The organism is Acinetobacter sp. ANC_7511 (assembly GCF_056779975.1).
Map to the genome: position 1 here is coordinate 50,575 of NZ_JBWYIY010000004.1, position 15,768 is coordinate 66,342.

Sequence of the window (15,768 nt, forward strand, 5' to 3'; positions counted from 1 at the left end):
AACTCAACTTAACTTAACTCAACTAATTGATGTACATTGCTGAGCTTTAGGATTATTCAAACCTCGACTATGAGTGAATACAGCAATTACAGCTAAAGAGATAAAAATCAATACACTGTAAATTAAGGTACTGGTATTGAAGTGATCTACCATAAAACCACCAAATAAAGCGCCTGCTGCAATCATGATTTGGAACATACTGACAAAAAGAGGCATCCCTTTTTCAACCGCATGTGGCGCATGTAAAAACATCCAAATATTGGCTGTCGTAGGAAAGGCACCAAAAGCAAAACCCCATAATGCTGTAAGAATATATGCACCAAGTAAGAATTTGGCATAAACCGGGAATGTAAGGAATACGATTGCTAAACACAATGCAACAGCAAAAAGCGTATAGCGGACATTGATATTGCTGCTATAACCTGAGAATGCATTGCCTAAGAAGCCTGCTGCTCCATAAATAAGAAGTAATGAACTGATGGTTGAACCATCAAATCCTGCTTCATTTTTATAGAATGGCGCCAAGTAACTGTATGTTGAAAAATGCGCTAATCCGATAAATAAAACAATGATTAACCCTTTACGAGCTTTTGGATCTCGAAACAATGCGGGTAAATCACTATATTGAATAGCTGAAGTCGGCGGTAATTTCGGTAGGAATTTAATCTCAAATAACAGAATAATGGCACCAATCACTGAGGTGATCATAAAAGCATTACGCCAACCGTAAATTTCACTTAGCCATGTTCCAACCGGAACACCCAGCACAGTTGCCAGAGTCACGCCAGCCATGACGATAGCTGTTGCTTTGGCGATGGGTAGGTGAGGAGGTGCAACACGACCACTTAAGGCGATTGCAGTTGCCCAGAATCCGCCTATCGCGATACCCAAGAAAAAACGACTCAATAGAATCCAAGTGAAACTTTCTGAATAGCTCGTAATGAAATTTGCAATGACCATGACCGCTGTGAGTGCGATTAATAAATAGCGTCGATCAAGTTGCTTCACCCAGACCGAGATAAGCGGTGCTGCGAAAGCACCCATCATGCCTGGAAGGGTAATGAACAGGCCAGCAGTACCGACTGAAATGTTGAGATCTAGTGCGATTGCATTGAGCACACCAATAGGGAGAAACTCACTGGTCACTAATATAAAAGCGGTGATGGAAAGTGTAATAACAGCAAACCAATTTCCTTGATTTTCTGTAGGAGATGGAGAATGAACATCGGTTTCAGTCATATGAGATTCAGATTTCATTGACCAACGCTCCTTGAAAATAATTTCATAATGATTGTTATAAAAATAAAATATTTGAATTTAAGATCTGGGTCAATTAATTTATTAACGATCATTATAAAATTAATTGGGTTGAATATGCATGAAAGTTCAAAGCCAATAAATCAAATGGATAGTGTCAAATCAATATCTAAGGGGCGCGGACGTCCTAAGTGTTTTAATGAAGAACAAGCACTTGAAAAAGCCATGACACTATTTTGGAAATACGGTTATGAAGCCACGTCAATAAGTGACTTAACATTCGCCATGGGAATCACTGCACCTAGTCTTTATAGTACGTATGGTGATAAATCTGAGCTCTTTAATCGTTGCATTGACTATTATCTCAAGCATGAATCATGCTCGATGGAAATGATTTTTAAACAGGCACATTACATAAAATTAGCAATGGAACTCTATTTGATTGAAAATCTAAAACGACTGGTGCAAGAAGACAAACCAAAAGGATGTATGTTGGTCGTGTCGACAATGAACTGTTCGATTCAAAATCAACAAATACAACAATCAATTTCGGAAAAAAGACAGCTATCTAAATCGAATTTAATTGAAAAATTATTAGCTGCCCAAGCCTCAGGTGAAATTAGTGCACAAACTAATATTCAGGCAATGACAGATTATTATATTACGATTTTACAAGGGCTAAGCTTGCAAGCACGTGATGGCGCAACTTTTGAACAATTGGAAAGCGTTGTACACATGGCGATGCAAACTTGGGATTGTTTTTAAGTCAGAACTTCTCATTGACGAAAAGTTCTGACTTGAATTTTATGACTTGATAAATTTTCGACTGACTAGGAATTGTTCAGTCGCTTCCAAAAGTTTTTCAGCGTAAATTTCTTGCTTTGCCGTCAACCAACCTAAGGCGAACCAGTCACTGGCTTCTAATTCTGTTTGCTGTAAGTAGGATGATGAGGAAGATAATACTTGATATTGTTCAGCTGCATAATGTGCATCATTAAGCGCCTTGCCGTATTTTTGTAAATTTTTCACATCAAAAATTTGTGTTAAGACTGGGAAACTGAATCTTAATTCACTTAAATGTATTGCCAATTGGTCAAGACTTTCAAAGTTAGAGGAATCAGCTTCATTTAGACATTCCTGTAAAACTTTATACTGTTGTTGAAGCGTATTTTGAGCATAGGTTTTGAGGTCTTGGGTTTGCACCTTCTTAGAATTGCCTAAACTAAAACTCAAAAGTTCAAGATAGTGTTGAACGTTTTGGGTAGATTTGACTAAGTTGTTTAATTTTTCTCGGGCGTAGAGCACATCTTTGCTGAGCATTTCAGCAGTTTTAGGGTTTTGCAGAATAGCACCTAAGGTGTGTTGCATATGCTCATAATGTTTTAGGTTTTCAAAATGACTTTTAAATGCAGATAACTGATGTGCCCATTTATCTGTGCTCTTTGATGTCCAGTCTTTAAAAATAGATAGACTTAAAAACAAATAGTTCAAAGCAATATGTGCTTGTTCGATGTGTTCCTGTTCAGCCACTTCCGCAGAAATCGCAGCAATATTCGGCAGCAAATGTTGCATATGGTGACCGATCATCATTCGAATCGTTTTTTCTGCGCTTTCTTTTTTTGCAACGATCCATTCTTTTTCAGTTCGCGCTGGGCTTACAACTAAATTTGAAACCAATAAATTACCAAACTCAGCCTTACTTCGAACGTCTAGCCAAAGTTGATATTTTTTGACCCACTCAAAACTAAACGCTAGTAATGTTTCAACTTTTCCTTGTTTGAGTTCAAACTCTACTTCATGAATCTCATGTTCTCGATCATCTGATCGTACAACGCCAATATCTAGACTCACTTCAATCTCGGCATCTTCAAAGCTAATCACTCGAACTGTACGTTGAATGTCTGTTTCAAACTGCAAGACTAATTGGTCAAAATCACCTTTCAATGCGTCATTTAAGACCTCATAAGCTTCGGAATCATCTGAATAAATAGATAGATCTAAATTCGGTGCAGCCTCAAGATTACCTAAATCATGATTATGTTCGAAACGGTGTAAATGGCTTTTACTTTTCGTCGCTTTTAGGGTTTGAACCCAATTGGTATTTTCAAGACGTTGTCGAATGGCTATCCCATGCTGAGAGAGTAGGCGATCTGGAGTGTCATAGTACTTTGCTTGCATTTGAATGAGTTCAGACTTTTTTGGATCGATTGCTTTTAAAATCGCATTCCGTCGAGCTTCTGGGATCTGAAACTTTAATTCAATTTCAAGCATGTGATTTTCCTAATCGATCAATCATTTTCGTAGAAGTAAGACATTTGATTGCCTTTTAATTTAAAGGGGATTGTAACTGATTCAGTTAGAACCACAATCTTGACAATTCACTTACATTTACTTGAATGAATGATTAATCACAATATTTGTAAGATAAGCTTTTCAAGTGCGATTTTTTGAATTATGGTGGTCAAAAAAAGGACAGGAATACAACAATGAATGCTTATGTAGAGCCATCTTCATCGCAAGAAGAAGCTAAATTTCAATTACCCATCAAGAATTACTCAGAATTTTATCGTTTTTATTTGACTGAACACCGCAGCATTATGAGTCGTCGTTTACATGCAGCAGGTAGCTCAATCGGTATTTATTTTTTTACTCAAGCGATTCGTCAGCGTAAAGCTAAATATCTGGTCTACGGATTAGTTTCAGGCTACGCATGCGCGTGGGTGGGGCATTTTGTTTTTGAAAAAAATAAGCCAGCAAGCTTTAAACAACCGTTGTATAGCTTTATTTCAGACTGGAGAATGTTATCGGATATTTTGCGCGGAAACTTGAGTTTGAAAGATCGTAAATTTGATAAAATTGATAGCTAAATTTATATATTGTTAAAAAAGCTCAGCAGATTCTGGGCTTTTTTTGTCATGAAATGTTTTAAGAAAGCTACACAAAAATATGATTATATGATAGCTGGAGAGGCTTAACATCCAATGAATAAATCCAAATTATAAATATTGGGATTAAATAAAAAATTAACGTATTCAGTTAGATGAGTTAACGGTATTATTCTGATAAACCGCATATAATACATATTATGTTAATTTAAATAATACTGAAAAAAAGAAGATGAACTATATATAGAACTTTTATTATGAGAGTGAGTATTTTTAATGCGAAACATACTTCTGTTTGATTTGGATCAAACTATTTTGAATAGGAATGAGTCACTTATTCGTTTTATAAGTTGGCAAGTAAATTTTTTCCAATTAGTACCACAAGAACTAAAAGATGCATTTATAAAAAAATTTATTGAATTGGATGATAATGGAAATGTTTGGAAAGATATCGTTTACAGTCAATTAATCAAAGATTTTAATATAAAAAAATTTACTGTTGATGAATTACTTAATTCTTACATTACTGATTTCAATAAATTTTCAATTGGTTTTGATGACGTCCAAAAAGTCATTTCAGATCTTTATCAAAAGGGATATAAGATTGGGTTAGTCTCCAATGGAAAAAGCCCATTTCAGGAACATAATTTTTATGCTTTAGGTCTTACCGAATATTTCTCGACTATCATAGTTTCAGAAGCGATTGGCTTAAGAAAGCCCGATAAAAAAATATTTGCTTATGCTTGTAACCAGTTAAATTGTTCACCTTCTGATTGTATTTTTATTGGTGACAATCCTAAAGCTGATATAGAAGGTGCAAAAAATGTTGGTATGAAAACTATTTTTTTTCACCCAAATCAAATACTAAAAAAACCTATTACAGATGAGAGTATTCATCATTATGATGAATTAGAGCTGGCTATCAATAGAATAAATAAAGAGGGCGTATGATGAATGATAAAATTAACTCATATGATAACTTTTTTTATAGAATTGAATGGATTAAGTGATGAATCAGATAATTAAATTCGACTATTTAACATAATAGAGCTCATCCTAAGTTTTTTAAATCAGGTCGAATTTTATAAATATTATTTTGGAGTTCAAAAATATGACTTAGAGCTTTTCCTATCAGTAATATATTTTCTCTATTTTCTAGTGATGGATCTGATTGAATCTTACTAGGAATACTGTCTAATAATATGGCGGCTTGATGCAAATCATCATTTATTTTTTTTAATTGATCCATTTTTCTCTTCTATACATATTGGTTAGGATATAAATAATATTACGTTGAGATCCTGAATTATTCAATTATATGGTGTATTGTTGTTCAAATAAGAACTTTTTAGAACATATAGATCTGTTTCATAAATCTTAGATTAGCATTTGAAGTGCAACACCATCTTTTTTAACTACACCTTACACATGTAAGCGGTTTGTATAATTCAAATATTCTTCTGCTATCTATTTTCTTTACTGGATAGTCGGACGTAATGTCTTTGCCATCTAGTACTACCGAAATTTCTTCAAAATCAAAATAAATATTTACTAAATTTTCTTTAAAACAAATAAATTCAATTTGACTTTCTTTACTCGTGTCAGAAAATTTTCACTGAAAGTGGTTTAATTAGATAAATCGTTATTTACTTTTCAATAATTACATTTACTAAGTCCTTACTATTATTTTTATACATAAATTTATGATTTTTAATAATATTTTATTTGCCTCCTAATCTTAAAAGGGAATCTCTTAATCATTTGCTGTACATGACATGCCAAAAGGTGTTTTCATACTGATTCGTCTATAACTAATGCCAAGTATGGGCTCCTTCGCAGGTAACATCTCTCTTTTTTCGCAAACTTCCTTTATGTACATAAGCGTGTCTTTCGAAGAACTATATGGAATATATTCAAGCGTATTTGAGTCAATGACTTTAAATCTCTGTCTTAGTTCATAAATTTTTTCACTAGGAGCTTGTGCTGAAAGCTTTCTTTCAATAATTTGATTTTCAGCTTCATACCAAGAGCGATCAACAAACCCTTCTTTGTCATGTTTAAAAAATCATTTCTGCATGAGCGAAATTATTAGCTAATAATAAAATTAAAATTCTCATAAACATCTATTTTTTCTTATATATATTTTAAATATTCAATTAAACCTCAATATTTATCCCAAGAGTTGGCCACAGAACTTGTGGATGAATTTGAGCTTGAAAAAATATAAAATAGATGAAATTTCGATTTTGATTAATTTTTGTCATATTTTGCCAAAAAGGTCTATCCAGCAATTAGCTTCGAATGATTAGTCAAATTTTCTTGGATTAAATTTCACAAATTCATTTCAATCAATATCTTTAACACGCTTAGTCAACAATAGAGCCTGTTAATTTCTACATTTTATCAATGTGTTCTTCCAAGGCTTTGTCCTATAATGTTTTAAATTTTTAGTATTTGCCTAGAGTTATTCTTTATGCGCGGTTTGTATTTAATCACCAACGATGATCCTATTGAACTTCTATTAGCAAAGCTTGAAGGAGCGATGGCAACTTATGAAGTTGCAGTACTTCAGTATCGTCGTAAAAACGTTGCGAAAGAAGATCAAGCTTATGAAATTGAATACATGAAGAATATGTGTAATCAATATAAGGTTCCTTTTGTCATCAATGATGATTTAGAGGCCGCAGTCAAATATGGCGTGGGTGTGCATCTTGGTCAAGATGATGGTTCAATCCAAGAGGCTGTGGAAAGATTGCCAAAAAACGTCTTAATTGGACGTAGTTGTAATAATTCTATTGAACTAGCTGAGCAAGCGATCGCAGACGGCGCAAATTATGTAGCCTTCGGCGCAATTTATGCGACACAAAGCAAACCTGAAGCAGGTAATATTGGTTTAGAAACATTAAAAGCTGCAAAAGCAAAATTAAATGTACCTATTTGCGCGATTGGAGGTTTGACGGTTGAAAATGGCGCTGAAGTGATTGCTGCTGGAGCAGATCTTTGTGCTGTCATTAGCGATGTATTGGGTCGGTCTATGTCAACTGTTGGTCAACGTGTTTACGACTGGTCAGAGCTATTTGCTAAACAAGCTTAAATTTTTTACTTTTTCGAGTTGAGTGATTTTCATGAGTTTATCTCCTAAGCAAGAACAATTATTTAAACAAGCCAGTAAACATATTCCTGGTGGTGTGAATTCACCAGTACGTGCTTTTAATGGTGTAGGCGGTACGCCGGTATTTATTGAAAAAGCTCAAGGTGCCTACCTGTACGATGTAGATGGCAAACGCTATGTGGATTATGTTGGTTCATGGGGACCAATGATTTTAGGACATGCACACCCTGCGATCATTAAAGCTGTTCAAGACGCCGCTGTTGATGGTCTAAGTTTTGGTGCACCTACAGTGCATGAAACGACATTGGCAGATATTATCTGTGAAATTATGCCGTCAATTGAATTGGTACGTATGACCAACTCAGGGACAGAAGCAACAATGACTGCGATTCGTCTTGCACGTGGGTATACAGGTCGTGACAAGATTGTTAAGTTTGAGGGCTGTTACCATGGTCACTCAGACTCACTTTTAGTGAAAGCAGGTTCTGGTCTACTCACAAGTGGTGAAGGCGAGGCGACATCAGCGGGTGTTCCTGCTGATTTTGCAAAACATACTTTGACGCTTCCATACAATGATATTGCGACTTTAAAAGAATGCTTTGCTAAGTTTGGTTCCGAAATTGCGGGTGTTATTGTTGAACCTGTTGCAGGTAACATGAACTTGGTTAAACCAATTGATGGATTCTTGCAAGCCATTCGAGATGTGTGTGATGAGCATGGTTCAGTCTTCATTATTGATGAAGTGATGACTGGATTCCGTGTGGGATTAGGTGGAGCTCAAGCACACTACGGCGTTACACCTGATTTAACTACGCTAGGTAAAATTATTGGTGCAGGTCTGCCTGTAGGTGCATTTGGTGGTAAGCGGGAGGTGATGGAATGTATTGCGCCTCTAGGTAAAGTTTACCAAGCAGGAACTTTGTCAGGTAACCCGCTGGCAATGAGAGCTGGGATTGAGATGTTTAAACATCTTCGTCAACCAGGTTTCTATGAAAATCTAACTGCACAGCTCGAAAAGTTATTGGTTGGTTTACAGACTGCCGCAGATGAAGCAGGTATACCATTTAAGACTCAACAGGTTGGAGGTATGTTTGGATTGTATTTCACTGATCAAGAAGACATCACAAGCTTTGATTCAATGTTGAAATGCGATGTTGAAATGTTCCGTAAATTCTTCCATGGCATGTTGGATGAAGGTGTAAATTTAGCGCCTTCTGCTTTTGAAGCCGGCTTTATCTCAAGTGCGCATTCCGATGAAGATATTGCGTTCACTATTCAAGCAGCTAAGAATGTATTTGCGCGTTTAAAATAGAATTTTTTTGAAAATCTATTAACATAAGCCTACAGTGTAAATACTGTAGGCTTTTTTGCACGTATAAAATTCACGGACTTAAAATAGAAATGAAATTAAAACATTATTTAACTTTAGAAGACGCGGAGTTCTTACTGACGCGTGCGCAACAATATGCGATTGATAAAAAGTTGAATGTCAGTATTTCTGTTGTAGATGAAACTGGAAGTTTACTTGCAATGAAACGCATGGATGGTGCATCTCCGATGACTGCGAATTTGTCAGCTGAAAAAGCAAAATGTTCAGCTTTGAGCCGCCACCCATCTCAAATTTTTGAAGAGCTGATCAAAGATGGGCAATTGGGTTTTCTGACTGTTCACTCATTGTCGGGAATGTTAGAAGGTGCGGAACCCATTATTTATCAAGGGCAATTGGTGGGAGCCGTGGGAGTTTCAGGTGCTAAATCTTTTGAAGATGCTGAAATTGCGCTGCATGCCATTGAAGTTTTCTTGGCTTTAGCTGATTAGAGTGGCAATGTCATATTTTTATACACCACCCAAAAAAATTGAACTCAGCGCGAGTTTGGCAAAGTGGTCCATTGAAGCTGAACAATGCGTCTTGGTGGTTTTTGGATTTCAACGTTTAGCTGAATATAGCAATGACCAACATCAAGAATTATTAATTCATTTAAATCGCTTAATTAAAAAAGCGCAGGCTTTAGATATTGAAGTGATTGAAATTGAAGAGCAGCAATCATTTTCTAAAGTAGCGCAGTTGGGTGAATTACTGGCAGAAAAAAAACAACTGATTGTGTCTGGCATGATCAATTCACCTATAAAGCAACTTTTACAGCATATCATTTCGATTACTCCTCAAATTTGTGTGGTGAACGATGCTGTTCATGTAGAAACGAAGAGCCAACATTTACAGTGGATTGAGAACTGTGTAGAACAAGGTATTCATCATATGAACACCTCTGCCATGATTCGAATGCTGGAATTGAGTGCGCCGTCCTCATTTATTCTTTCTGAAAAGGGTATATTGCTGTCTATTGCTGAATACCTCGAATTCGATATTTTAGAAATTGATCCATTTCAAGATTTAAGACGCTATGGCTTAGATTCGGTCGCAATGGTGAGTTTGATTGGCTTGTGGAGAGCCAATGGCGCACATATAGATTTTGAATCATTTGGGCAAAATTGCACACTTTCTCAATTGCTTCCTATCCTGAGAAAAGACAGCTAGATGTCACAAACAAAACTTAATTCATTTGAATCGTTAGATTGATTTAATTTCTATCAGATATCGGAAAAATCGTCACTGTTTGTCCATTTCAAGATTGTAATTTATCGCTAAGCTTTCTATTATTGCCGCCTTGTTTTCACGATCTGCTAGGAATAGAAATTTGAGTCATTTTCTTCAGGAACATCTCATTCATCGTGATCAAGATTTTATGGTGATTCACAAACCAGCTGGATTACTTTCTGTTCCAGGCAAAACGCCTGACCTTCAAGATTGCGTTATCAATCGTCTTCTTCAAGAAGAACCGCGTACACTTCTTATTCATCGTTTAGATCGCGATACATCAGGCTTATTGGTATTTGGACTCAGCAAAGCAGGTCAAAAATCGATCTCGCGCCAATTTCAAGAACGTGAAACGGATAAAACTTATCAAGCACTAGTCGCGGGATGTGTAGAAGGTCAAGGAACTGTAGACATTCCTGTGATTTACGACCCATCGCGTCCGCCATTGCATATCGTAGATGCGCATCACAATAAAGCAGCGTTAACGCATTGGGAAGCAATTGAACAATTTCAAATTCAAGATCAGTGGGTGACACGCGTAAAATTAACGCCAATCACAGGTCGAGCACATCAACTTCGCGTTCACATGCAGCATTTAGGGCATCCCATCGTAGGGGATACTTTGTATGCAACACCAGCGCAACAAGCTTTGAAAGATCGACTCTGTTTGCATGCAGAGCAGTTAAGTTTCAATCATCCTGTTACTGGTGAACGACTGAATTTTCATTGTCCAGTGCCGTTCTAAAAACACATTTTTAAATCAGCATACGAATATTTTATGATCTGATCATGATGAAATCTTGGTTATGATCAATTAAATAGATCGGTGCTAAATATTGCTCACTTTTTGGTGGGCTTTATGTCAAAATATATTGCTTATAGACGTTAAATTTTGCTCAAATCATCTCCTGTTTGAGCATAAGTTTTCAGTCCTAACTTGAGATAAGGTGGAAAAATTGCAGCAGTTTGCTATTGGTCAACGTTGGTTATCAGACACAGAGACAGAGTTAGGTTTAGGGGTTTTGATTGATGTAAATGAACGATCAATTAGTATCCTCTTTCCTAAAAGTGACGAAACCCGTGTCTATGCACGTAGTAACGCACCTTTATCTCGAATTGTGTTCAATGTGAATGATGAGCTTCAAGACCAAGAGGGCATCGTCTGGAAAGTCGAATCATTAGAAGAGCGTGGTGGCGTTATTCGTTACAACGTCATTCGTCAGTTACAAGATGGTACTGATGAACGCAAATCATTAAATGAAACCCGTGTTGGCGCGACGATTCAATTGTCTAAACCACTTGATCGTTTATTGGCAAGCCAAATTGATTATAAAGAATGGTATGACCTGCGTATTGAAGCATTACAAATGCAAGCTAATATGCAAAATAGTCCATTACGTGGCATGGTGGGTGCTCGTGTTGGATTGATTCCTCACCAATTTTATATCGCGCATGAAGTAGGTAAGCGCTTTGCTCCACGTGTCTTATTGGCGGATGAAGTTGGTCTAGGTAAAACCATTGAAGCAGGTTTAATCATACACCAGCAACTTAAAACAGGACGTTCTGAACGCATCCTCGTTTTAGTACCTGATTCGCTGCAATATCAGTGGATGATTGAAATGCGTCGCCGTTTCAATTTGAATTTCTCGTTATTTGATTTAACGCGTACTGCTTCGATCAAAGAACATGATCCAGAATTGAATCCTTTCTTAACTGAACAGTGCATCATTGCGTCTGTTGATCTCATGATCGACCATGAAGATTTACGTGAGCAAGCGCTCGAAGCAGGTTTTGATTTGCTTGTGGTGGATGAAGCACATCATTTGATGTGGTCAGAAGTAGAGGGTGGTAATGACCGCTATGACCTTGTTGAAGAATTTGCTGAAAAAACTGCAGGCGTACTTTTACTGACTGCAACGCCTGAACAGTTAGGGGTCGAGTCTCATTTTGCCCGTTTACGTTTACTCGATCCGCAACGTTTTAGTTCGCTTGATCGTTTCTTAGATGAAGAGGAAAAATATCAGCAAACAGCTCAAATTGCAGAAGTGCTGATGTCGGATCAACCCCTTGAAGCTGATCATTTTCAAGCAATTGAGCAGTTACTGGGTCACAAGATTGAAGATGAGCCAGAACAGCGTTTCCGTGCAATTCATGAATTGTTAGATCGTCACGGTACGGGACGTGTACTATTCCGTAATACACGTGAAGCGATTCAAGGCTTCCCTGGTCGTGATTGTCAGCCTGCACCATTACCTGCGCCAGAAGGATGGTCGATGGATGGTAAACTTCGTGAACAAATGTGGCCAGAAGAAGCGCAATTGGACGGGGCTTGGATGGAAACTGATCCGCGTGTAACGTGGATTATGGAAATGCTCCGTACTCAGTTAAAGCATAAAAAAGTCTTACTCATTGCGCGTAGTGGGCCTGTGGTTGAAGCTTTAGAAAATGCATTACGTATCCATGCAGGGATTCGTACAGCAATGTTCCATGAAGGCATGAGTCTATTAGAGCGTGACCAAGCAGCTGCTTATTTTGCAGAAGATTCATATGGTGCTCAGATTTTATTGTGTTCAGAAATTGGTTCAGAAGGTCGTAACTTCCAGTTTGCTTCAGATTTAATCCTATTTGATTTGCCAGCGAACCCTGATGTTCTTGAACAGCGTATTGGTCGACTTGATCGTATTGGTCAAGAAAACCGTATTCAGATTCATGTGCCATATTTAGTGGGCACTGCACAAGAGCGTATGTTCCGTTGGTACAATGAAGCATTAAATATTTTCAGCAATATTTCTCCAACTGCGCAAACCTTACAAGAAAATTTTATTGTTGATCTTAAAGATTGCTTGTTGGCTGATAAAGGTCAAGCCTTTGAAGATTTGCTTGAAGCCGTGAGTGTGCAACGTGAAGCTTTAGAGCAAGAGCTACAAGCAGGACGTGATCGTTTATTGGAATACAATTCTTGTCGCCCAATGGTTGCGCAAGAAATTGTGCAAGCGCTTGAAGAGTATGATGACAATACGACTTTGCCAATGTTTATGAAACGCTTCATGGCGTCAACCAATATTGATTTTGATGAGCAAAGTAATGGCACGGTGATTATTAAGCCTACTGATCAAATGCAAGTCCAAGGTCTGACTTTGGATGAGGAAGGCATGACCGTGACGTTCTATCGTGATCAGGCTCAGATCCGTGAAGATGCGCAATACATAACGCTTGAGCATCCTTTCACTGAAAGTGTCATGGAAATGATCAATACGCAATCGTTTGGTAGTACCAATGTGGCGTTATTGAAATCTGCAGCTTTACCACAAGGTTCAGTTTTAGTTGAGGTGTGGTTCAAAGTGGATGTGATTGCACCGAAAGCATTGAACTTGCCAGCGAGTTTACCAACACAATTGATTCGTGTGTTATTAAGTGAAAAAGGCCAAGATTTATCAGCTAAAATTGCACCAGATATTTTGAAACCATACTTACATCATCTTGACGGTAATAGTTGTCGCCAAGTGGTGAAAGCACGTCGTGATGTCGTTGAACAACGTTATGCACAAGCTTTAGACATTGCAAAAGGTGCTTTGCCTGAATTAAAACAGCAAGCGAAAGAAATCTATAGCAATAAATGGCAATATGAAATTGATCGTTTAAGTTATTTGAAACAATTTAACCCAAGTATTCGCGAAGATGAAATTGCACGTTTGCAGAAGCTTCAAAAAGAAGGCTTAAGCCTTTTAGAAGGTTTAGCTGTAACGCCTGAAGCGATTCGAGTCTTGGTGGTGGTAAAGCCATAAAATAAAAAAAGCACCCTAGGGTGCTTTTTTTAGGACTGCAGAAATTGATTGAAGTCAGGTTTTCTTTTTTGTAAGAAAGCCATCACGGCTTCAATCATTTCAGGTGATGTTAAACGTTCTGCAACAACCTCAGCTTCCTGAACAATACAATTCTGAATTTGATCTTGCTCGGGTCGAATTTGTTTTTTAATAATTTTTAGCGTGGTCATTGGCAGTTGACTCATCTGTTGAGCTCGCTGCAAAGCTAATTGTTCAGGTTGCTCGCAAATCTGATTGATGATTCGACATTTTAGCGCTTCTTCCGCTGAAAATTTTCGACCTGTGAGCAATAATTCGGCAGCCATATGATAACCAGCCAACTCAGTGAAAAGAAGGCTGGTGCCACCTTCTACAGATAATCCCAAACTTACAAATGGAATTTGAAATTCTGTATCGGGGTGGGCGTATACCATGTCACAGTGAAATAGCATAGTGACGCCAACGCCTATAGTGCAGCCACGTACCGCAGCAATAATAGGTTTAGAAAATCTTGCGATCGCTTTTAGGAAGACAAAGGGTGGTGTAGCATCAGCGGCTAAACCAACATATTTTTGAGCGGCAGACATAAAATCTTTCAGATCATTTCCTGCGGTAAAATCATGTTCGTTACCCTGTAAAATCACAACATTCACTTGTTGAGATTGATCTGCTGCATCCAATATTTTTGCAATGTCATTGTACATTTCCCCAGTTAAAGCATTTTTTTGCTCGGGGTGATCAATTTTGATGGTCAGGATTCTATTCTCAATCGTGACATGAATAAAAGGGTTTAGTGAATCTAAATTTTTTAACATGGCGGCATTCCTTGTCGCAAATTAAAAAAGCTCAGTAGACACGATTGTATACTGAGCTTTTATTCGTGCCTTATTGGCATTAAAGTCGATTTAAAATTTGCTCAGCATCTGAATAATTCATGTATTTTGGTACGGCATAAATTCCATGGGCTTCAGTAAAAGCAGATTTAATCATCTCTGGGAAATCTTGCTTTTTTAAATTCGGAATCTCAGTATTGATTTTCAAATCTTTGAGTAATTGCTTTACGCTTTGAATGAATATATTTGCGGCTTGTTCATCCGAAGTGTGTGACGAGCTTAAACCAATTTTCTTCGCTGCTAGTGCTAAGCGTTTTTCTGATGCTTTACGATTAAATTCTAGAACATGAGGCAAGATAATGGCATTAGCGCGTCCGTGTGGGATTTGATATCGAGTCCCTAATTGATGCGCCAAAGCATGTACATAGCCAATTCCAGCACTATTCATTGCCAAACCAGCATAATGAGAACCGAGCGCCATTGCTTCACGTGCTGCAATATTCTGACCATCTTCAAATGCTTTTTTTAAATTCTCCATGATCAATTTCATGGCTGCACTGGCGTAATAATCTGATTGTTTGTTGGCGAATCCGCTTACCCACGATTCAATTGCATGAGTAAGGGCATCAATGCCAGTGTCAGCAGTGATAGCAGGTGGCATGCCTTTCATGATGACGGGATCTAAAGCAGTTGCTAATGGAACGACTTTGGGATCAATAACTAAGCCTTTAATATGAGTTTCACTGTCTGAAATAACTGCGGCAATGGTAACTTCAGAACCTGTACCTGCGGTGGTCGGAATCACGAACAATGGATATGCAGGTTTACGGCTTTTTAAAATTCCAAAAAGTTGTTTAGGCGATTTATGGTTTGCGGCTGCGAGCGCTAATACTTTTGCTGTATCAATCGTCGAACCACCCCCTATACCCAATACGCTATCGCATGCGGTATTTTTAAACAGTGCTAGAGATTTTTCGACAATTTCACAAGTTGGATCAGGTTTTACATCAGAGAAAATAACAACTTCAATCCCATTGTGCTGTAATTGATCTTGAATGGGTTGTATGACACCTAATTTGACCAATATTGCATCAGTCACAATCATCACTTTTTTCATGCCGAGCTGAGCAATATTGCCACACAATTGCATTGATGAATCTTCACCCGCAAATACGAGAGGATGTGATACTGGGATTGCAAGGGTGAGGGCTTTGACAGCCATGAGTTGAGTTTTTGCACGTAAAATAGTGGCAATCTGAGCCATAATGATCAATCTCTATCC

General features: G+C 37.6%; 14 protein-coding genes. 9 read left to right on the forward strand and 5 right to left on the reverse strand.

Annotation, left to right across the window (positions count from 1 at the left end):
* Positions 1-18: 18 nt before the first annotated feature.
* Entirely contained in the window at positions 19-1,239 is a 1,221-nt protein-coding gene (locus AC1M9L_RS03760; RefSeq protein WP_481591443.1) for an MFS transporter, read from the reverse strand.
* Between the two features lie 135 nt (positions 1,240-1,374).
* Here AC1M9L_RS03760 and AC1M9L_RS03765 point away from each other — a divergent pair, with 135 nt between their 5' ends.
* A complete protein-coding gene (locus AC1M9L_RS03765; protein ID WP_481591376.1) occupies positions 1,375-2,022 on the forward strand; it encodes a TetR/AcrR family transcriptional regulator in 648 nt (215 codons plus the stop codon).
* A gap of 39 nt (positions 2,023-2,061) precedes the next feature.
* Here AC1M9L_RS03765 and AC1M9L_RS03770 read toward each other — a convergent pair whose 3' ends face one another.
* Positions 2,062-3,528 (reverse strand): CYTH domain-containing protein, encoded by a 1,467-nt coding sequence (locus tag AC1M9L_RS03770; protein WP_481591377.1) that lies wholly within the window; start codon positions 3,526-3,528, stop codon positions 2,062-2,064.
* A 215-nt stretch (positions 3,529-3,743) separates the two neighbouring features.
* Between AC1M9L_RS03770 and AC1M9L_RS03775 the strand changes: the two genes are divergently transcribed.
* Positions 3,744-4,124 carry an Mpo1-like protein gene (locus AC1M9L_RS03775; RefSeq protein ID WP_180028595.1) on the forward strand — a complete coding sequence of 127 codons (381 nt, stop codon included), beginning with the start codon at positions 3,744-3,746 and terminating at the stop codon, positions 4,122-4,124.
* 294 nt (positions 4,125-4,418) lie between these two features.
* Positions 4,419-5,093 carry an HAD family hydrolase gene (locus AC1M9L_RS03780; RefSeq protein ID WP_481591378.1) on the forward strand — a complete coding sequence of 225 codons (675 nt, stop codon included), beginning with the start codon at positions 4,419-4,421 and terminating at the stop codon, positions 5,091-5,093.
* Between the two features lie 100 nt (positions 5,094-5,193).
* Here AC1M9L_RS03780 and AC1M9L_RS03785 read toward each other — a convergent pair whose 3' ends face one another.
* On the reverse strand, positions 5,194-5,391 hold the full coding sequence (locus AC1M9L_RS03785; protein WP_481588997.1) for a hypothetical protein: 198 nt from the start codon (positions 5,389-5,391) through the stop codon (positions 5,194-5,196).
* A gap of 1,224 nt (positions 5,392-6,615) precedes the next feature.
* Here AC1M9L_RS03785 and thiE point away from each other — a divergent pair.
* From thiE to rapA, 6 genes are all read left to right on the forward strand, one after another.
* Positions 6,616-7,236: a thiamine phosphate synthase gene (gene thiE / locus AC1M9L_RS03790; RefSeq protein ID WP_481586403.1), complete on the forward strand. Its 621-nt coding sequence runs from the start codon at positions 6,616-6,618 to the stop codon at positions 7,234-7,236.
* A 31-nt stretch (positions 7,237-7,267) separates the two neighbouring features.
* Entirely contained in the window at positions 7,268-8,566 is a 1,299-nt protein-coding gene (gene hemL / locus AC1M9L_RS03795; protein WP_481591379.1) for a glutamate-1-semialdehyde 2,1-aminomutase, read from the forward strand.
* 89 nt (positions 8,567-8,655) lie between these two features.
* Positions 8,656-9,072, forward strand: a complete 417-nt coding sequence (locus tag AC1M9L_RS03800; RefSeq protein WP_035267160.1) for a GlcG/HbpS family heme-binding protein — start codon at positions 8,656-8,658, stop codon at positions 9,070-9,072.
* A 7-nt stretch (positions 9,073-9,079) separates the two neighbouring features.
* Entirely contained in the window at positions 9,080-9,790 is a 711-nt protein-coding gene (locus AC1M9L_RS03805) for an acyl carrier protein (RefSeq protein ID WP_481591380.1), read from the forward strand.
* A gap of 160 nt (positions 9,791-9,950) precedes the next feature.
* Complete coding sequence (locus AC1M9L_RS03810; protein WP_481591381.1) at positions 9,951-10,595, forward strand: RluA family pseudouridine synthase; 645 nt, start codon at positions 9,951-9,953, stop codon at positions 10,593-10,595.
* A 202-nt stretch (positions 10,596-10,797) separates the two neighbouring features.
* The gene (gene rapA / locus AC1M9L_RS03815; RefSeq protein WP_481591382.1) at positions 10,798-13,635 is read left to right on the forward strand and encodes an RNA polymerase-associated protein RapA; all 2,838 of its coding nucleotides are present in this window, start codon (positions 10,798-10,800) and stop codon (positions 13,633-13,635) included.
* 29 nt (positions 13,636-13,664) lie between these two features.
* Here rapA and AC1M9L_RS03820 read toward each other — a convergent pair whose 3' ends face one another.
* Both AC1M9L_RS03820 and AC1M9L_RS03825 read right to left on the reverse strand, forming a co-directional pair.
* Positions 13,665-14,468, reverse strand: a complete 804-nt coding sequence (locus AC1M9L_RS03820; RefSeq protein WP_481591383.1) for an enoyl-CoA hydratase-related protein — start codon at positions 14,466-14,468, stop codon at positions 13,665-13,667.
* A gap of 79 nt (positions 14,469-14,547) precedes the next feature.
* A complete protein-coding gene (locus AC1M9L_RS03825) occupies positions 14,548-15,750 on the reverse strand; it encodes an iron-containing alcohol dehydrogenase (protein ID WP_481591384.1) in 1,203 nt (400 codons plus the stop codon).
* Positions 15,751-15,768 lie beyond the last annotated feature (18 nt).